Annotated in this window: 16 protein-coding genes; 12 read left to right on the forward strand and 4 right to left on the reverse strand. The window is 47.0% G+C overall.

The window, feature by feature from the left end:
- Nucleotides 1-267: 267 nt before the first annotated feature.
- Complete coding sequence (gene uvrC, locus ACDJ59_RS01000; protein WP_413407327.1) at nt 268-2,355, forward strand: excinuclease ABC subunit UvrC; 2,088 nt, start codon at nt 268-270, stop codon at nt 2,353-2,355.
- Here uvrC and ACDJ59_RS01005 read toward each other — a convergent pair.
- The gene (locus ACDJ59_RS01005) at nt 2,324-4,021 is read right to left on the reverse strand and encodes a CPBP family intramembrane glutamic endopeptidase (RefSeq protein ID WP_413407328.1); all 1,698 of its coding nucleotides are present in this window, start codon (nt 4,019-4,021) and stop codon (nt 2,324-2,326) included. The genes uvrC and ACDJ59_RS01005 overlap by 32 nt on opposite strands.
- 628 nt (nt 4,022-4,649) lie before the next feature.
- Between ACDJ59_RS01005 and ACDJ59_RS01010 the strand changes: the two genes are divergently transcribed.
- Together ACDJ59_RS01010 and ACDJ59_RS01015 are read left to right on the forward strand one after the other, a co-directional pair.
- On the forward strand, nt 4,650-5,969 hold the full coding sequence (locus tag ACDJ59_RS01010; RefSeq protein WP_413409685.1) for a TrkH family potassium uptake protein: 1,320 nt from the start codon (nt 4,650-4,652) through the stop codon (nt 5,967-5,969).
- A gap of 54 nt (nt 5,970-6,023) precedes the next feature.
- Nucleotides 6,024-6,695: a potassium channel family protein gene (locus ACDJ59_RS01015; protein WP_017692455.1), complete on the forward strand. Its 672-nt coding sequence runs from the start codon at nt 6,024-6,026 to the stop codon at nt 6,693-6,695.
- Between the two features lie 60 nt (nt 6,696-6,755).
- Here the strand turns inward: ACDJ59_RS01015 and ACDJ59_RS01020 are convergent, their stop codons facing one another.
- Nucleotides 6,756-7,679 (reverse strand): LysR family transcriptional regulator, encoded by a 924-nt coding sequence (locus ACDJ59_RS01020; RefSeq protein ID WP_413407330.1) that lies wholly within the window; start codon nt 7,677-7,679, stop codon nt 6,756-6,758.
- Between the two features lie 295 nt (nt 7,680-7,974).
- Here ACDJ59_RS01020 and ACDJ59_RS01025 point away from each other — a divergent pair, with 295 nt between their 5' ends.
- The 6 genes from ACDJ59_RS01025 to ACDJ59_RS01050 all read left to right on the forward strand — a co-directional run bounded on the left by ACDJ59_RS01025 (nt 7,975) and on the right by ACDJ59_RS01050 (nt 14,389).
- Nucleotides 7,975-8,643 (forward strand): succinate dehydrogenase cytochrome b558 subunit, encoded by a 669-nt coding sequence (locus ACDJ59_RS01025; RefSeq protein WP_036605792.1) that lies wholly within the window; start codon nt 7,975-7,977, stop codon nt 8,641-8,643.
- Between the two features lie 43 nt (nt 8,644-8,686).
- A complete protein-coding gene (gene sdhA / locus ACDJ59_RS01030) occupies nt 8,687-10,429 on the forward strand; it encodes a succinate dehydrogenase flavoprotein subunit (RefSeq protein ID WP_413407332.1) in 1,743 nt (580 codons plus the stop codon).
- A gap of 454 nt (nt 10,430-10,883) precedes the next feature.
- Entirely contained in the window at nt 10,884-11,648 is a 765-nt protein-coding gene (sdhB, locus tag ACDJ59_RS01035; protein ID WP_036605794.1) for a succinate dehydrogenase iron-sulfur subunit, read from the forward strand.
- A gap of 175 nt (nt 11,649-11,823) precedes the next feature.
- A complete protein-coding gene (locus tag ACDJ59_RS01040; protein WP_047841272.1) occupies nt 11,824-12,798 on the forward strand; it encodes a metallophosphoesterase in 975 nt (324 codons plus the stop codon).
- Nucleotides 12,799-12,856: 58 nt separating this feature from the next.
- Complete coding sequence (locus ACDJ59_RS01045; protein ID WP_413407333.1) at nt 12,857-13,588, forward strand: metallophosphoesterase family protein; 732 nt, start codon at nt 12,857-12,859, stop codon at nt 13,586-13,588.
- A gap of 168 nt (nt 13,589-13,756) precedes the next feature.
- Nucleotides 13,757-14,389, forward strand: coding sequence for a GNAT family N-acetyltransferase (locus ACDJ59_RS01050; protein WP_413407334.1), 633 nt, complete (start codon nt 13,757-13,759; stop codon nt 14,387-14,389).
- Nucleotides 14,390-14,838: 449 nt separating this feature from the next.
- Here the strand turns inward: ACDJ59_RS01050 and ACDJ59_RS01055 are convergent, their stop codons facing one another.
- Together ACDJ59_RS01055 and ACDJ59_RS01060 are read right to left on the reverse strand one after the other, a co-directional pair.
- Nucleotides 14,839-15,648, reverse strand: a complete 810-nt coding sequence (locus ACDJ59_RS01055; RefSeq protein WP_413407335.1) for a histidinol-phosphatase — start codon at nt 15,646-15,648, stop codon at nt 14,839-14,841.
- A gap of 30 nt (nt 15,649-15,678) precedes the next feature.
- Nucleotides 15,679-16,581, reverse strand: a complete 903-nt coding sequence (locus ACDJ59_RS01060; RefSeq protein ID WP_036605798.1) for a LysR family transcriptional regulator — start codon at nt 16,579-16,581, stop codon at nt 15,679-15,681.
- A 456-nt stretch (nt 16,582-17,037) separates the two neighbouring features.
- Here ACDJ59_RS01060 and ACDJ59_RS01065 point away from each other — a divergent pair, with 456 nt between their 5' ends.
- The 3 genes from ACDJ59_RS01065 to ACDJ59_RS01075 all read left to right on the forward strand — a co-directional run bounded on the left by ACDJ59_RS01065 (nt 17,038) and on the right by ACDJ59_RS01075 (nt 20,095).
- The gene (locus ACDJ59_RS01065; protein WP_036605799.1) at nt 17,038-17,496 is read left to right on the forward strand and encodes a chemotaxis protein CheX; all 459 of its coding nucleotides are present in this window, start codon (nt 17,038-17,040) and stop codon (nt 17,494-17,496) included.
- Between the two features lie 56 nt (nt 17,497-17,552).
- On the forward strand, nt 17,553-18,326 hold the full coding sequence (locus ACDJ59_RS01070) for an SDR family NAD(P)-dependent oxidoreductase (protein ID WP_413407336.1): 774 nt from the start codon (nt 17,553-17,555) through the stop codon (nt 18,324-18,326).
- A 395-nt stretch (nt 18,327-18,721) separates the two neighbouring features.
- A complete protein-coding gene (locus tag ACDJ59_RS01075; protein WP_076329012.1) occupies nt 18,722-20,095 on the forward strand; it encodes a DEAD/DEAH box helicase in 1,374 nt (457 codons plus the stop codon).
- The last annotated feature ends 25 nt before the right edge of the window (nt 20,096-20,120 follow it).

Genomic DNA, 20,120 nt, shown 5'->3' on the forward strand with positions numbered 1-20,120 from the left:
GACAGAAAAAACCTGAAAAAGCGAAGCGTTCCCCTTTATCAGCAGATTTTTCCCTTGAGAAAAGGGAATGAAAAAAATCTGGGGATAACAGGGATTGGAAGGTTGTTCTGTCATCGTAGTGTCAGTGTGAATTATCTTTAGTTTCTTCTTATAAAAAAAGGTGACTCAGAGACAACCGATAACGGATTGGAAGACGGTACTGTAATCAGAATGGCTTAGTGTAACCTTTTATTTATACTTTCTTCGGGAAGGAGGATTCACCGAATTATGGACCAATTCATGAATGTTTTGCAGGATCAGGAGAAGGCATTGGAGCAGATTCGTCACAAGCTTGCTTTGCTGCCAGACATGTCTGGATGTTACCTGATGAAGAACAGTGAAGGCACCATTATCTATGTAGGTAAGGCTAAAGTGCTGAAGAACCGCGTACGCTCTTATTTTATCGGCAGTCATAACGGAAAGACCCAGCGGCTGGTGTCCGAAATCCGTGATTTTGAATATATTGTGACGGGCAGTAACATGGAAGCACTCATTCTGGAGTGTAACCTGATCAAGAAACATATGCCGCGGTACAACGTGTTGCTCAAGGATGACAAGACATTCCCGTATCTTAAAATTACAAATGAAAAGCACCCCCGGCTGGAAGTAACCCGGCGTGTGCTGAAAGATAAAGCCAAATATTTCGGACCTTATCCGAACTCGTATGCGGCACACCAAACGAAAAAATTGCTAGACCGGATGTATCCACTGCGCAAATGTGGTGTAATGCCCAAAGAAGTCTGTCTGTACTATCACATGGGACAGTGTCTTGCCCCTTGTGTGAAGGAAGTGGAGAAGGAGCAGTACGACCAGATTTCCCAAGAGATTGGTTCATTTCTGAGCGGTGGTCACGAAGAGATCAAGAAGGATTTGCAGCGTAAGATGCAAGAGGCTGCGGAGGATCTTTATTTTGAACGTGCCAAGGAACTGCGCGACCAGGTAATCGCCATTGATGCGATGATGGAAAAACAGAAAATTACGATGGCCGATGCCAGAGACCGTGATGTATTTGGTTTTGCCATTGATAAAGGCTGGATGTGTGTCCAGATTCTATATATGCGTCAGGGTAAAATGATTGAACGTCACGTATCAACCTTCCCGTTTTACGGTGAGGCGTACAGTGATTTCATGTCCTATGTAACACAGTATTACAGCGATAATCCGGCATTGCCACAAGAGATTTTGCTGCCGGAAATGCCCAAGGATATGTCAACCGGAGACGACAGTACAGATACGGTATCTGATGCAGACGGAACAGCATCTGCCGCAGTTACGGTAGAATTCGAGCAGACGGGACAAGTGGAGCACAGTAACGCTTCCCAACCACTGGTTGCTGAGACTCGTGCAGCTTACGGAGGTTCCACTGAGGCAGAAGGTGAACAACCTGACAGTATGCAAGAGGATGCTCCAATAACGGATACAACTGATTCAACTGAAAAGCTTCCATCAGGACTGGAAGACCCAACTCAGGTTGCTGCTGCTTTACAGGAGTGGTTGGAGATTAAAGTGCTCATTCCGCAACGTGGATTGAAACGGCAGATGATCACGATGGCCGTGGACAACGCACGTGTGGCATTGGAAGAGAAGTTCCGTTTGATTGAGCGAAATGAAGAACGGACATCCAAAGCTGCCGAAGGACTGGGACGTTTTATTGGATTGGACCAGCTTCACCGTATTGAAGCGTTTGATAACTCGAACATTCAGGGTACGAACCCGGTATCTGCCATGATCGTATTTACCGATGGTAAACCGGATAAGAAGGAATATCGGAAGTACAAGGTCCGTTCGGTTGAAGGGCCGGATGATTATGAAACGATGAGAGAAGTCATCCGTCGCCGTTACGAGAGGGTATTAAAAGAAAACCTGACCCAGCCTGACCTGATTGTGGTTGATGGTGGTAAAGGACAGATCTCGGCTGCGGTCGATATTTTGGAAAATGAGCTGGGGCTGTTTATTCCGGTATGTGGTCTGGTGAAGGATGCGAAGCATAAAACTTCACAGTTGATGATCGGTAATCCACCGGAAGTCATCTCCCTGCCACGGGATAGTCAGGAATTCTACCTGTTGCAGCGGATACAGGAAGAGGTCCACCGTTTTGCGATCTCGTTCCACCGCGAGCAGCGGGGTAAATCGATGGTGACGTCCCGTTTGGATGCCATTCCGGGGATCGGAGAGAAGCGGCGTAAGCTGCTGTTGAAGCATTTTGGCTCTTTACGCAAAATAAAAGAGGCCAGCGTCGAAGACTTCCGGCCTCTATCTATTGGTGACAAATTGGCAAATCAGATTATTGCAGCACTTCGGGATGAGGAGTCGTAACATACGGCTTCTCTTTTTGTTTTGGATTGAATTTGTAGACCACATATCCAACGATGGCCGGCAGTACAATCCAGAAGAGTCCAGCTGTCATATTTAGGGCATCGCCCATAAAGACCAAGCTGAGTCCCATCAGTAAGCTGTCGAAGATCACATGAGCGAATACAACGGCAATGAAGCCGTGACGCAGCATGATCAGACTGAACAGCAATCCAATCACCATCAGCTCAATGGGACGGGTGATTACTGGATAGATCGGATACAATGTGTGTCCAAGTGCCCAAATGATGGTTGGGATCAGACATGCGATAAATGTATTACGCACAATCTTCTGCATCATACGAATGCCGAACAGTCGATAGACGGCTTCTTCACCAATACCGGCCATCCAGGCCATAATCGGGAAGATCCATGCGTAGCTCATATTAAATGTAGATTGATCTGCTGACGTCGTTGACCATGTGCCAATGCTCCGCTCCAGAATGAAGAACAGGATGGATTGCACACCCAGTAGAATGAATGCCCACAGGTAACCAGCATACATACTGTGAAGTACATATTTTCCGTATCCCGGTTCTTTGGCACGAGGCCAAGGGTTCAGACCTATTTTACGCCACATGCCGTCACCGGCAACGAGTGACAGATAGATGGTTGCACTCATGACCAGCGTAATGCCTATCTGAAATAACATCAGGAACGCTAACATGAAGTTGGAGAATCCCTGTGCCTGGAGCAGAGGAATCATGTTCAGCGTGCCAATCACCGAAGCTGCGAAATACACCAGCGAGAGAATGATCCCGCGTTTGAAAGACGTATGTGCTCGGGTCAGAATGCTATAGATGATTGCCAGCACGCCCAGAACAAAGGTCAGGAATGCATAGCCGCCATAAGTCATCCAATTGGCTTGACGCGTTTGATCTTTCACATAATCGGTATGGGATTCCGGGACCGAGAAGCCAGGATCGAACGATCGTACCGCACCCTCTTCAAACGTAAAATTCAATTCAAGCTTGGAGTCTCCAATGGCTTTTTCAGAATCCACATACTTCAGTCCCGCTTCACCATCGCGAGTCTCCAGTTGAAGTGCCGGCACTTCATAACCGAATTCGGTCAGAACGCCAGCCACCAGCTGTTGTTTCTCGTCCAGAGATATATTGCCTTCAGCAAGTACTTGCGATGTGGTCACTCGTCCACTAACCTGCTCCGCCTCAATGGCGGTATAGAGTGAAGAAGGCAGTTCCCGTTTGAAGCCGACGACTTTTCCTGTTTTCATATGTACGTCAACATTAAGATAACCGCCTTTGTGTTGATCAGGCAAACGAACGCGGAATACATCGTAAGGATAGTTTGTTTCCCATTTCTGGTTATAGGTATCAAGTTGTTTGGTTTTGGCCATATACCCGTAGATGTCCGAATGTGTCTGGTAGGTTACCAGGGTTTTTTCATCATCATTTGGCAATGTATAGTCATTCACAGAAGCTGCGAATGATCGTGCGGATTGCTTCGCCTGCTCCTTGGTTATGAAGGACGTAGACGAAATTTCTGTCGTTTGTGATGAGGTAGCAGGAAAGATCTGAAATACAAAAAATAGAATCAGGCCAATCGCCGCAAGCAACCCCAGCCGCTTGAAGTTAGCCTTGAGTTGCAAAGGCTGCCCTAAGGGATTCATGTAATGGTGTTCCTCCTTTATTGATAGAGGTAGTTCAAAAAGTCCGCTTTTGATTACGAAGGTTGCCTAACGGCATCATCAGCATCGAATATGGAATTCAGCCGAAATGTCCGTTGCTCACGTAGCTCGATCTACGCTCCGCTACTCCATTTCTATCTTCATCCCATCTTCTTGGTACTGAAAACCGCCCTTTTTGAACACGCACTAATATGGATATTAAAGTTAACATAGCACAGGCCAAGCACCGAATGCCAATGATGTAACGAAAACAGGTGTAAATCCTTGAAAATGAATGAAAAGGACCGAAAGAATCTGATCCATCCATCGCCATATCTGAGTTCTTCCCTTTTTGGCTGAATTCGATCCGATTTACACAAAAAACGTTTTGTCTACAAACGTTGTAGCGCTTATAATTTTGAAACAAATGTGCAATGATTCGCATGTCTTTCGCCCAACAAGGGAACGAATAGGATATATTCCAACTTCATTATATATGTCGTTTTAATCTGAATCATACTTGTTTAACGTTTGGCAACAGCATTTCAAATGAAGAAGGCTCCACGGGTGTGGAGTTATTTTCATTTTAGAAGAGGTGGAAGATACTCAAGTGAAACTGAATGTTCAATGGATGCGATTATCGCCACCCCGTATTCTTGTGTTAGGGTTTGCTGGCATCATATTGGTAGGCACACTGTTGTTAATGCTTCCGGCATCCAACCGTAACGGTAACAGTCTTGCATTTATTGATGCGCTCTTTACAGCAACTTCGGCTGTTTGTGTCACTGGTTTGGTTGTGGTCGATACAGGGACTCATTTCTCGGTGCTGGGTCAGGTTGTAATCGCGATTCTGATTCAGATTGGCGGACTGGGCTTCATGACAATGTCCACATTGGTTGCCATTGCGTTCAAACGGCGGATTTCGCTTAGAGAACGGTTGATTCTACAGGAAGCGATGAATCAGAGCACGATGGAGGGCATCGTCCGGCTCATTCGTAAAGTTGTGATTTACTCACTCATTATCGAAGGCATATGTGGCACACTGTTTGCCATCCGCTGGTCGTTCGACATGCCAGTCGGACAGGCGATCTATTATGGCTATTGGCATGCGATCTCCATGTTCAACAATGCGGGCTTTGATATGTTTGGGGATTTCCGCAGTCTGACCGGTTATGTGTATGACCCGTTGGTTAATTTTACAGCAATGTTCCTGATTGTCTCTGGTGGTATCGGTTTTGTGGTGTTGTCAGACCTGGTGGATTACCGTAAAACGCGGAAGTTGTCTCTGCACTCCAAAGTTGTACTGTTAATGACTGGATTGTTGATTGTGTTTGGTGCACTTGTCATTTTCGTATTTGAATTCAGCAATCCGCGGACACTGGGTGGCCTGAACTGGGGTGGCAAAATTCTCGGTTCATTCTTCCAGTCCGTTACGCCGCGAACAGCAGGAGCCAATACGGTAGATATTGCCGGACTCAGGCAGGCAACACAGTTCTTTATGATCATTCTGATGTTTATTGGTGCTTCGCCGGGTTCTACCGGAGGCGGGATCAAAACAACGACATTTATGATTATGGCTGGAGCGGTCATCGCCATGATGCGTGGACGTGAAGATATCGTGTTTTTCCGCTACCGGCTCGTACAGGAACGGATTTTCAAGGCGCTTACCATTACATTGCTGGCGCTTTTGTTCATCATAGCTGTAACGATGGCACTGAGTACCACAGAAGACGCCAGTTTTATGATGATCTTATTTGAAACAACATCAGCCTTTGGTACTGTCGGATTATCGCTAGGACTGACGCTGAAATTGACTACATTGGGCAAGCTCCTGATCTGTTTTACAATGTTTGCAGGAAGGCTTGGACCGATCACATTAGCGTATGCACTTGGGCAGAAAAAGGGTAAAGAGTTATACAGGTATCCGGAAGGCAAAATGATTATTGGATAAATCTATTTTTAGTGAGTTTTGAAATTGATTTGGATAAGGGGTTCGTGAAGAACAATGAAAACACAGCAGTTTGCGGTGATTGGGCTTGGGCGGTTTGGCTCCAGTCTGGCACAGGAATTAATGGAACTCGGCTACGAGGTGCTCGGGATCGATAAAAATGAAGAAGTCGTCGAAGACATTAGTGAATTGGTCACCCATGCCGTTGTAGCCGATGCCACAGATGAGGAAGTGCTACGCTCCCTGGGTATTCGAAATTTTGACTGCTGTATCGTTGCTATCGGGGATGATATTCAGACAAGCATTCTCACCGCGATTCTGTTAAAAGAGCTGGGCGTCAAGACGGTCGTGGCCAAGGCCATATCCGTCCTTCACGGACGCGCATTGGATAAACTGGGGATTGATCGTGTCGTTTATCCTGAGCGGGATATGGGCATTCGGGTTGCCCACCAGCTGGTTACCCCGAACTTGCTGGATTACATTGAATTATCCAATGATTACAGTATTGTCGAGATGAAGGTTCCCGCCTGTCTGCACAACAAAACCCTTTCGACCCTGAATGCACGTGTACGTTTTGGTTGCAGCATTGTGGCGTTACAGAAAGAAGCTGGGGTCATTATCGCTCCGACGGCACTGGATTCGCTTCAAATGGGGGATATCATGGTCATTATTGGTAATAATGCAGATATCGACCGATTTGAAGAAGAGGTTATCAGCCAAGAGAGCTGATAATTATCATGAGTTAAATATGGAAGCCAGACGTTAGAACCTGGCTGATTCAGATCAAAGCTAAGGCGTCGTAGTCCTCCGTGAGGGCAATGGCGCCTTTGCTGTAAAGAGTGCAGCCGTCTCCTTGACCCATTGTCTGGAGGTCTCGCTGAGGTCCTCTTTTTCCCCATAGATCATACAGGTTGTTCTGCGGGTCTGCTGTAATTGAGGCAAATGAACAGAAACAAGATCATTGTCCGCGAGCAATTGTGGACGAAGATATGACTTGGGCAATAGAGCAGCAGCTTTGGCGGAAGGCAGAAGTCGGATGATCGCTTCGAAGGAATCAATCTCCATGCGAATATCCGGCATCACGGCACAGCGCTGGAAGAGATCGTCTGTTAATTTGCGGTACCAGGTGCCTTTGGAGAACGTGATCATCGGCAGATCCTGCAAATGCTCCATCCCGGCTTCCTTACCGGACAAGGGGTGTGTAAGTGGCACAACCAGCTCCAGGTGATCGTCAAAGAGCGGCACACAGTTAAGCCCCACTTCGCTGATGGAGGAGGCGACAATGCCCACATCGGCTTTTTTTTCACGTACAAACGAGACAATCTCATGTGTTTTTCCCGTCAACAGTTTCAGTTCGGCATTTGGATGTTTCTCCATAAAGGCATTGACGAGAGGTGGTAACGTAGTTTGAAGCGTCGTCAGACTGGCTCCGAGTGTAATGGTGCTCTGTTCTTCGTCTTTATACTGGGCCAGCATGGTGAGGAACTTCTGTTGCTGCTGCTTCTGTTCTACAGCGTAGGTATAGGTGAACTGGCCCACACTGGTTAACTCCAGACGTTTGCCACGGCGGTGGAACAGGGCAACCCCGAGTTCATCCTCCAATTTGGCAATTTTGCGTGAGAGTGCGGGTTGGGACAAGTTCAGTAACTTGGATGCACGGTTGAGACTAGACTGCTCCACGACCGCTGCGAATGCATTTAACTCCTCAAACATGAACAATAACCTCTTTTCCATGAATGTGATTCTTGCCCTTGCTCAATCGTTTTCCATGTTGTATAGCCTGTAAACCCAATGTTTCACTGCTTATACCTATAGGTTATAACATTTAATAATTATATTGCAATTCCCTTATAAGAAAAAAAGGAGTAACATGAACCGTGACACAAGTTGTTCACACCTGGGGAAAACGGAACAATTTGTCGAACCTTTTCATGGAAAAGGATTCGTGTCATGATAAGTGAAATCATTTATGAAAACGTTGTATTTAGCGAAAGGGGATCGACATTTTATGAAAGGGTTTTACTCCAGAAAGCTGCACTCCTTGCTTGGCGTCATTCCGCTCAGTTTGTTTTTTGTTGAGCATTTGGTGACGAACTTCACGGCAGTTGAAGGCGGCAAAGAAGCTTTTTACGGTGCCGTTGCATTTCTGAACGGTTTGCCTCTTGTTATTGTAATTGAGGCATTACTTATCTGGTTGCCGTTGTTCTATCACGGTGTTTATGGTCTTTACATTGCCTATCAGGCCAAGCCTAACGTTGGGCGTTACGGTAATGAGCGCAACTGGCGCTACACGTTACAGAGGGTAAGCGGTATTATTACGTTTGTATTCGTCATCTGGCACGTATGGGAGACGCGAGTACAGATTGCGCTGGGTAATGTATCCCATGAAGAGATTGGCGGCGTTATACATGATGCGGTGACGAATCCGATAACCTTTGCGATATATATGATCAGTGTGGTTGCGGCGTCATATCACTTTGCCAATGGTCTGTGGTCGTTCCTCGTTAGCTGGGGAATTACAGTTGGTCCGCGTGCGCAACGTGTATCCTCTTACGTATGTATGAGCTTGTTCGCTATTGTTTCCATCATGTTTATTGCTTCACTATTTGCTTTCCGGAGCATTGATTTCCAAACAGCTACTTCGATGATTGACGCAGTAAAAACAGTTCTAATTTAAGCATTTAGCGTATAAATGCTGACTTATAAGGGAGTGAACAGCAATGGCATCAACGAATGTAATTATTGTGGGCGGCGGTCTCGCGGGATTGATGGCGGCGATCAAATCGGCTGAAGCCGGAGTCCATGTTCATTTATTTTCACTGGTTCCTGTTAAACGATCCCACTCTGTATGCGCACAAGGCGGCATTAACGGAGCGGTAAATACCAAGGGTGAGGGTGACTCCCCATGGGTACACTTTGACGATACGGTATACGGCGGTGACTTCCTCGCGAACCAACCTCCAGTTAAAGCGATGTGCGAAGCAGCACCTGGCATCATTCACCTGATGGACCGTATGGGCGTAATGTTCAACCGGACACCGGAAGGTTTGCTTGATTTCCGTCGTTTCGGGGGAACGAAGCATCACCGCACGGCGTTTGCTGGAGCGACAACAGGACAACAATTGCTCTATGCATTAGACGAGCAGGTACGTCGCTGGGAAGCAGCGGGCCTGGTTACGAAATATGAGAACTGGGAGTTCCTGCAGGCGGTTCTGGATGATGAAGGCGTATGTCGCGGGATCGTGGCTCAGGATCTGAAAACGATGAAGGTACAGACCTTCCCGGCAGAAGCGGTTATTCTGGCGAGTGGTGGTCCGGGGATCATCTTTGGTAAAACGACCAACTCTGTAATTAACACAGGTACAGCGGCAAGTGCGGTGTATCAGCAAGGTGTAAATTACGCAAACGGGGAGTTCATTCAGATTCACCCCACAGCCATTCCAGGGGATGACAAGCTACGTCTCATGTCTGAATCCGCGCGTGGTGAAGGTGGACGGATCTGGACGTACAAAGACGGAAAACCTTGGTACTTCCTTGAAGAAAAATATCCATCCTACGGTAACCTGGTTCCACGTGATATCGCGACTCGTGAAATCTTCAGCGTCTGCGTAGATATGGGTCTGGGTGTGAACGGCGAGAACATGGTTTATCTTGACCTGTCTCATAAAGATCCGAAGGAACTGGACGTTAAACTGGGCGGAATCATTGAGATCTATGAGAAGTTCATGGGCGATGACCCGCGTAAAATCCCAATGAAAATCTTCCCGGCAGTCCATTATTCCATGGGCGGCATGTGGGTAGATTACAATCAAATGACTAACATTCCGGGGTTGTTCGCAGCTGGTGAATGTGAATATCAATACCATGGTGCGAACCGTCTGGGTGCAAACTCATTGGTATCCGCGATCTATGGTGGTATGGTGGCTGGACCAAAAGCGGCTGAATATATCAAAGGGCTTAAAAAATCGTCCGCTGATATCCCATCTTCCGTTTTCGAGAAACACACCAAACAACAAAGCGACAAGTACGAAGGCATCTTGAAAATGCAGGGCACGGAAAATGCCTATGTCATTCATAAAGAGCTTGGCGAGTGGATGACAGCCAACATGACGGTTGTACGTTACAACGACAAGCTTGAAGCCACGATTGGCAAGATCAAGGAATTGAAAGAGCGTTATGGCAAAATCAACATGTACGACAGCTCTGGTTGGAATAACCCGGGCGCAGCATTCACTCGCCAACTGTGGAACATGATTGAATTGGCAGAAGCAATGACACTGGGCGCACTGCTGCGTAACGAAAGCCGCGGCGCGCATTACAAACCGGATTTCACGGAACGTAATGACGAAGAGTTCCTGAAAACGACTATCGCAAGCTGGTCGAAGGAAGGCCCGAAAATTTCGTACGAGCCAGTAGACGTATCCCTGATCCCGCCACGTATCCGGGATTACTCCAAGGATTAAGAAGTACCACACTATTCATGTAATGAATAGTTAAACACCTGAACGGAGAGGCAGGAGAACTTTGGAGAAGCAAAGCTTCTTCAAAGTTACTGCCATCAAAGTGAAGGAAAGACCCAGAAGAAGCAAAGCCCTAGCGATGCTTCAGAACTTCAATACTGCCCATCCAGCATGAATGGAGTGCAGTTTCCAGCAAAGTTACCCTGCGTGCACGACGTAGCGGAGGAAGCGGAAATGCCCAGAAGAAGCGAAGCTGAAAGCTTTCTGAAAGAAAGCTACTTCGAAAGCATACTCTTCGCCTTTATCACCGGATTTTAACCCTGGGAAGGGTTGATCAAAAAAATCCGGGGATAACAGCGATCAGAGGGGCATTCCGCTGACGAAGCGTCTCTCGTGCACCCAAACCATTTTGCGCATCAGCAATACAATCATCGTCACCAGAGGAGGGGACTACGATATGGCGGAACAAGCTACAGCCAACAAAACCGTCAAGTTTATCATCACCCGTCAGGATAGCCCGGAGTCATCTTCGTACAACGAAGAATTTGAGCTTCCGTACCGTCCCAACATGAATGTGATCAGCGCCCTGATGGAGATTCAACGGAACCCGGTCAATACAGATGGCAAATCCATTGCACCCGTTTGCTGGGATTCCAACTGTCTCGAAGAAGTCTGCGGTGCCTGCTCCATGGTCATCAACGGCAAGCCACGTCAAGCATGTGCAGCCCTGATCGACAAGCTTGAACAGCCCGTTCGTATCGAACCCATGAAGACATTCCCAGTGGTTCGTGACTTGGTCATCGACCGTAGCCGGATGTTTAGCGCCCTAAAACGCGTAAAAGCATGGATTCCGATCGATGGTACCTATGACCTCGGTCCAGGTCCACGGATGCCTGAGAAGAAGCGTCAGTGGGCATATGAGCTGTCCAAATGCATGACATGTGGTGTATGTCTGGAGGCATGCCCGAACGTCAATGAGAAAACAGACTTTATCGGTCCAGCAGCACTGTCCCAAGTGCGTCTGTTCAACGCTCACCCAACAGGGGAGATGAACGCCGACGATCGTCTGGAAGCGTTGATGGAAGACGGAGGCATCGAGGGCTGTGGTAACTCACAGAACTGTGTGCAATCCTGTCCAAAAGGCATTCCACTGACAACCTCCATTGCCGAAATGAACAAACAAACGACCAAGCATATGTTCAAACGCTGGTTGGGTGTATAATCTCGTCATAACTTATGCAGAAGTGTAATCTGCAACTTAGAAGAAGTCGTGATCCCGTGCAGCAACATGCCGGAGATCCCGGCTTCTTTTTGTAATGAAGCAGAGGAACCGGGCTACCCATGCAGAATATGATATACTAAGGGGATGGATTAAGAGCGTAGAAGGAGGGGGAGATATGGCAGAGACACCGCGTCAGGGCAGCAACAACTCGCCGTCCCAGCGCTCGCACAAAGCATCAGGTGCAGAAGAGTCTGTGTTTCCTGGAGAAGAAAAGGATCATGATCCCTCTCGCCGAAGTTTCTTATTGCGAATGGTTTTGATGACAGCGGGTGCTAGTTTGCTTACAGGAGGTTATGCCTGGTTATGGGAACCGCGTCGTCTGGAGATCAAGCAAGTGGAGCTGAAACTTCCGAAGTTTCCAAAGGCATTTGACGGTTTGCGTGTCGTTCAGTTCAGCGATGCCCATCTTGGTTTTCATACCGGGGTGAAAGAGCTGAAGAAGCTGGCAGCAACGATTGAGGAGCAGCAACCGGACTTGATTTGTTTTACCGGAGACATAGTTGAGAGGGAAGCAGAGCCGATGCGTGAATGTATTCCGGTACTCGCCTCCATGCAAGCGAAGTATGGCAAATTTGCTGTTTTGGGGAATCATGATTATCGGGGCGGACAGCAGAATGAAGTGACAACCATGTTCCGTGAAGCTGGATTCACTTTATTACGGAACGAACATGTGGTGATTGAACAAGGGGGCGAACGTCTGGCCATAGCTGGTCTTGATGACGCACTTACAGGCAGGCCTGATCCTGCCCAAGCCATCAAGGGATTGGATCATGATGTGTGGAAATTGTTACTTATGCATGAACCGGATTATGCCGATATTGCCACTCCCTATGGTTTCGGATTACAACTTTCCGGTCATAGCCATGGTGGACAGGTACGTTTTCCCTGGATCGGGGCACTGACAACTCCGCGAGGTTCACACAAGTATGTTCAAGGATTGTATTACACGGATGTCCAGGGGGTATATTACACCACCCAGACACAGATGCCCGTGTATGTGAATCGTGGTTTTGGCATGACTCAACTGCCCATTCGTTTTCTGTGCAGACCAGAATTAACGGTGTTTGAGCTTAAAGGATCAACCACATAAAAGAATATAAGATGAATATAAAAACATAAAGGATTCAACATGAATGGAGGTTATCCAGATGGAAAGAATTGCGATTGTATCCGACATTCATGGCAACATGACTGCCTGGGAAGCAGTGTTAAAAGATATCCGAAGTCGTGGCGTAGAGCGAATCTTTTGTCTTGGTGACCTCGTGGGCAAGGGACCGGAACCGGTACAGGTTGTGGATCAGGTGAGAGCAACGTGCGAACTTGTTATCCGTGGCAATTGGGATGAACTGGTTGCGGTTAACCAAGACAACGAGAACTTTACGTGGCAAGCAGAGCGGCTGGGTGAGGAACGATTGGCGTACTTGGCGGGCCTACCCTTCAGTCATCAATTTCAACTGAGCGGTCGCACCATCCGTCTGGTCCATGCTTCACCTCAAAGTGTATACCATCGTGTACAGCCGTGGGACGCGATGGAAAAGAGGTTGGCAATGTTTGATCCTCCGGCTGATGAGCCTGAGCAAGGTATTGCAGATGTTGTAGGTTATGGGGATGTGCATAACGCATACTTGCAGTATATGAACGGCAAGTTACTGTTTAATGCAGGCAGTGTTGGTAATCCACTCGATCTTCCCCAAGCTTCCTACTGTATTCTGGAGGGTGAAGACTGCAACGATAACAACACCCCGTTCAATGTTCAATTTGTGAGGGTGCCTTATGATATTGAGCGAGAAGTACAGGTTGCACAGTCGGCGAATGTTCCTGCATTGGATTTCTATATTCGTGAGATTCGTACGGGTATCTATCGCGGGCTGCAGGAGTAGTCAGCATCTGGGCCTTTTAGCGTGAGGAATTGAATGATGCAATATATTAATACTAAAATGCGAATACTAAAGTTCGTGGATCAGTTCAAATGGTATTACGCCGGATCATCATCAGAGCATGCTTGTCTTACCGGACTAGAGCCCGTTTAGGCAAAAGGAGCGATTGTCATGCTTACCCGAAAAATGCTGGTTCAAGGTCTGCCGGCTTTGTGGACAGAGCGTCTTGTCCTGCGATCATTACGTCAAAGTGATTACAGCACATTATCGGAACTCTTCTCCGATCCTCAAGTCATAAGATATGTGAATAGGGGAAGCCAGCCCACGCCAATCCGGGCGAGACGGTTATTGAACCAGATACGGAGCAGCAGCGCCAAGCTGGATTCGTTACATTATGGGATCTGCTGGAAAGGCAAGGAACAGGTGATTGGGATCACCTCATTCCAACACTGGAATGATCAGAATGGTACTGCACAGATTGGTTACATCCTGAACAGGTCCTGTTGGGGCAGGGGTGTGGCTACCGAGGCGGTACAGCGGCTGCTGCAGTTTGGATTTGACGATCTTCATCTGGGGAGGGTGGAAGCACGTTGTTATGAGGCCAATGTATCTTCACAACGGGTGCTAAGCAAAATAGGGATGTCCTATGAGCGGAGTCTTCCCTCCTTCGGACTGCATGATGAGGATGACGAGGGATCAGAATCCCTGATGGATGTTAAAGTGTACAGTATGTACCGGGAACAATACGTCAGACCGCTTCAGGAAAAAGACCTGCAAACCCTGGTATCTGACAAGCCGCAATGACATAGAGTAAGAGTAGTCAAACGTGAATGAATCGAACTTCAATCATTTGTTACACAATTGAAATATAGCTGCAATTGAACTCTAACAGACAGGGGGTAAACTTATCTCATGACCCCCTTTTTGATAATAGATAATGCTGTTGGGACCCGCGCGAGCGGGTTCATTTTTTTTGAATTTTTTACACAGTCACTCCGATGACAGAATAACCTTCCGATCGCTGTTATCCCCAGATTTTTTGATTCCCTTTTGAAAAGGGAAAATCCGGGGATAGTGTATGCTTCCGATGCAGCTTTCTTTCAGAAAGCTTTTAGGCGACCGCTTCGCTTCTTCGAGTTATTTCTGTCCTCTCCGTTATCGTGTAAAATATAGTTATAATTCCTTTATAGGACACTACAAAGCCCCCACGGCGTAAACAAGCGCGCTGTGGGGGGCTTTGTGTTTGCTCTATTTTACAGTGATACAATCTGCATCTGTTTCTGCTTGAAGTATACCCAGTCGGTGAATCCGATCTCCTTGAGACGTGTACGAACGTCATCCAGCTCGTCTGCAACCCGCTGTGGTTTATGAGCGTCCGATCCGAAGGTGACCTTCACTCCATAATGATGGGCGCGTTCCAGAATGGCATCAGAGGGATACCAGCCACCGCTGAGTTTGGTTTTGCCAGATGTGTTAATTTCGATCGCTACGTTGGATTCTGCAATGACCTGCAACGTTTCATCAATGGCCTGATCAGCGATAATTTCGGAGAAAGGTGGATAGTTTCCTTTCATCGCATCAATATGTCCAAGAATCTGGAACATACCGCTGCGAGCCGATTCCCGGATTAATGAATAATAGCTCTCTTTCACTTCAACTTTGCGAGCATTGCTTAGTCCATTCCACCGAGTTTTGTTGAAGATACTCACATCCTCGGTATGATGAACTGAACCAATAATATAGTCAAAAGGATACTGTCCCAGTGTGGTACGGTACAATTCTGCATGAGCAGGGAAGTAGTCGGATTCAATGCCGAGCAGCACATCGATTTTACCAGCGTACTCTTCTTTCAGAGCAAGGACTTCTTCCACATAATGCTGCAATTCCGACTTGCCCATTGCGATCCGGGGAAATGCCTGCTCAAGCTCACTGCCAAAGTACGGCGTATGATCCGAGATACCGATGGCCTGAAGTCCTACCTTAATACCTGCCTCTAAATAATCGCGGATGTTGCCGTCTGCGTGACCACAACGAAAATGATGTGTATGAAGATCAAATTTCATATGGAATCCTTCCTTTCTCATGGCTCATTGTCATTCTGAACTGATGAATTGGGTTTCCGGCATACCTTTGAGGTCACTTATGAATTGTTGCATCGCTGAGTTAAGGTACCGACTGGACTTATAGATGACACCGACAGGGTGACTGACCTCCAGCTCACTTAAGGGTATCATTCGCAATGTACCTTGACGCAACTCATGCGCAACAGATTGTTTGGAGATGACAGCTGCCCCGAGATCAATCTCGACCATCCGTTTCACTTCTTCGCTGCTCGACAACTCCATTACAATATTAGGTTCAATATTATGTTTCTTGAAGATGGTTTCCGTAAACCTTCGTCCTACTGTGTCAGGGGACAGCAGAATCAATGGTGTACTCCGGAGCACATCCACTGCAGCATGTTTTTTCTTCGCCAGCGGATGGGAAGGAGATACCACGAGTTCAAATGTGTCATAGTACAGCACAGATGTATTCAGGTTGGGATTACGCTCCGTGAGATAACCGATACCAATATCCACCAGACCATTTTCGACCTGGGTATAGATCTGTGATGAAGGAAGGGACTGGATACTGGTTTTGATCAGCGGGAATTGATCTTGGAAATAGGATAACACCCTTGGCAAGATCTGAATAGCAATGGAAGTTGTTGTGCCTAATACGATACGTCCCTGGGGCGTTTCATCAAGATCGGACAATTTTTGTTTTAACTCATCAACGATGTCGAGCATCCGTTCAGCATGCTCCAGGAATACCTGTCCACGGTCTGTCAGGGTAACGGGTTGGTTCCGATCCACAAGAACGGTGCTGAATTCGTCCTCCAGACTTTTGATCTGGGCCGAGACGGCAGGCTGGGTCAGGTTCAGAAGTTCTCCCGCTTTGCGGAAGCTCATCGTTTTGGAAATGGTAATTAGTGTCTCCAGTTGGCTTATGTTCATAGGTGACCTCCTTGCAGGCAAAATTTCTTGATTATGTAGTGTTTGGTTCGATGAAATCCCGTAACTGGTTATTGTTCCGTTATCTTAAATTATAGGTGATTCAGGACAGCAGAGCAATGAAGGCAATTGTCAGGATCAAAAGTAGTTCAAGAGACTGTGAAAAAAACGCGAATACAAGAATTTGATTTTTTTAACAGTTGTGAGAAGCAGTAATAAAGTCCTAAATACCTTTTGCCACGCACAATGAACGAAAATCTTTCTTCAAAAGAAGTGAAAAGCGCTGTTTATTCGCTAGAATCAGCTATAAACATTTGCCCCACGGATGACGATAAATTATAGTACACATGGTTTAACGAATTCTTAATGAATTCTTGTACGTGATAAAGTATAATAAATTTAATGAATATGGGACTTTTGGTGTGTGACCAATAACCCAGTGCGAGGGGGACATAGACAGTGAAAGCGGAAGTGATTAATCCTTTCCTGGAATCGGCACGGAACGTATTCGAACAGCTCATCCAGGTTTCGCCTTCCACCGGGAGTCTTGGCGTGAAAAATGTAGAGTACATTGCAGACCATGTCTGGATCGTGATCGGAATGACAGGACAACTTAGCGGAAACATTGTATTTGGAATTAATGAACAAGTTGCATTGAAAATTGTATCTGCGATGATGGGTGGTTTTGTCATTACAGAAATGGATGAAATGAGCAAAAGTGCGATTTCCGAACTGGGAAATATGATCAGTGGTAACGCCAGCACCATCCTGTCGAACCAGGGTGTTGTGGTTGATATTACACCTCCACAAGTGATGAAGTCCGAACATCTGACTACATTTAGTGCAACGAAAGCACTGAGTATTCCTTTGCTGATGGACGGCATTGGTGAGATGGATATTCAGGTCATGATCTCGTAGAATAGAACCATACGCCTCAAAAGGCAATATGTGTTCAATACGGGAGGACATCACGGATGCTGAAAGATCAGGTAGTGTTTATCACAGGTGCATCGAGTGGTATCGGTGCGCTGTGTGCGCAGATGCTGATAGAAGAAGGAGCCATCCCAATTCTGGCTGCCCGTTCACGGGACAAGCTGGAAGAGATTGGTGCCTCGCTGAAAGGGCCGCATGAATTACTCACGCTTGATGTTACGGATAGTGAGCAGGTTCAGGCAGCTGTGGATGCGATATTGCATAAATACGGACGAATCGACATTTTGCTGAACAATGCAGGTTACGGGAAATTCGCAGCGATGACAGAGATGTCTGTACAGGAATTCGATGAGATGATGGACGTTAATTACATGGGCATTGTCCGCTGCACCAAAGCAGTGCTTCCACAAATGCTGGAACGTGGCAAAGGTCAGATTGTGAACGTGGCCTCCATGGCTGGCAAAATCGGTACAGCCAAATCCGCTTCCTATACAGCAACGAAACATGCTGTACTCGGATTTAGTAATGCGCTGCGTCAGGAGCTTCGCAAGACTGGAGTCATGGTGACAACGATTAATCCAGGTCCGATTGATACACCGTTTTTCCATCGGGCTGACCCTTCTGGCAATTATGTGAATAATGTACGCTGGATGATGTTGAAACCGGAAGGCGTTGCGGGTCATATGATTCGGGCGATGAAAAAGCGCAAGGAAGAAGTGAATCTGCCAAGACTTGCTTCTGCTGGCATATGGTTGTACCAGCTATTTCCTCGTCTTGCAGATCGATTGTCGCACGGTGTAATGAATCAGAAGTAAATGTGATACGAGGCATCATATACGGAATGAAAGAAAGGCTCCGCCTAGGGGCTTTTCTTTTTTTTGGCGTGTATACATACAATTCTGGAATAAGATTTGGTACACAGGCTTTTTTCGCATATAATGAAAGGTAATGTGATGACAGGCTTCGGTTTTATACAAGCAACTTATATGTTCAACTAAACTTTTTACACAATAACGGAGAGGACAGAAATAACCTGAAGAAGCGAAGCGTGCACCTTTATCCCCGGATTTTTCCTTTTGGAAAAAAGGAATCAAAGAAATCTGGGGATAACAGTGATCGGAAGGTTGTTCTGTCCTCGTAGTGTCAGTGTAAATATTCATTAGTTGAACTTATATAACATCAAAATGAATAATTAAAAGGATGGACATACATGACGAATCAAACATTTGCTTCAATTGGCGTGGAACAGGATCTGGAGGCCGTTTTGGCGAAACATGGCATTAACGAACCTTCACCTGTACAGGCTCAGACGATCCCGGTTATTTTGGAAGGCCGGGATGTCGTATCCAAATCCCAGACGGGAACAGGAAAAACGCTGGCATATCTGCTGCCACTGTTACAATCCATCAAAATGGATATCAAAGGTACGCAGAAACTCATTATTGCACCTACGCAAGAGCTGGCGATGCAAATTGTACGTGAAGCGCAGCGTTATGCGGAAGAACGTAAGATCGGCGTATTGGGACTGATTGGAGGCGCAGCGGCTAAACGTCAGATCGAGAAGCTGCGTGAGCATCCACAATTGGTTGTGGGTACACCGGGACGACTGAAGGAATTGATTACACTCAAAAAACTGAAAATGCACAACGTTTCCACCATTGTCATTGATGAAGCGGACCAGGTATTCCAGCTTGGCGGCGTAAGTGACGTGAACTTTGTACTTAAGAGCGCATTGCGGGACCGTCAGCTGATCTTCCTGTCAGCAACCATTGATGAGCATACGGCTGGACTCGCAAAGCGTGAGATGAAAGAGCCTGTGCAGATCGGAATTGAACCGGATCGAGCTACGGCTGCGGGCCTTGAGCATTATTATTTTGTAGAAGAAAACCGCAACAAAATTGACATGCTGCGTCGTCTGGTTAGACAGTACAATCCGGATCGGGCGATCGTATTTGTGAATGCAACCGAAGATATCGGTGAAGTTGAAGCAAAAATGAATCATCTGGGCTTGTCCGCTGCTGCGCTGTATGGGGATGCTGATAAAGTGACCCGCAGTAACGTATTGTCTGCCTTCCGTAATGGCAAACTTCAGTTGCTGATTGCCAGCGAAGTGGCTGCCAGAGGACTGGATATTGAAGGTTTGCCAATGGTCATTAACTATGACCCTGCCTTTGATTCGGAGCACTATGTTCACCGTGCAGGTCGTACAGGCCGGATGGGACGTTCGGGTATCGTTTTGTCCATTGTGGATGAAACACAGATCTTTATTATGCGTAAATTCGCACGCGAACTCGGAATCGAACTGTCAGAGCGTGTACTCTTTGGCGGTAAAGTACTGGAGGCTGACCCGCGTCCGGACACGCGGCCTGAGGGACATTCGTTCTCCAGAAAACCAGGACAATCCAGAGATCGCAAACCAGGTCAGGGCAATCGTAATGGGGGAACCAAAGCTACAATCTCCAATTCGCGTCCAGCAGGTAGCAAACCAACGGGTAATACAGGCCGCACGGAGCGCGACCAGGATCGTAAAAACAAAGGAGCACCCAAGTGGAGTAAAGATAAAACGCCACGCTCCGAAGAATAGAATCTGACGAAAGGGGTGCAGGGAT

Source organism: Paenibacillus amylolyticus (assembly GCF_047302515.1).
GTDB lineage: Bacteria > Bacillota > Bacilli > Paenibacillales > Paenibacillaceae > Paenibacillus > Paenibacillus amylolyticus_G.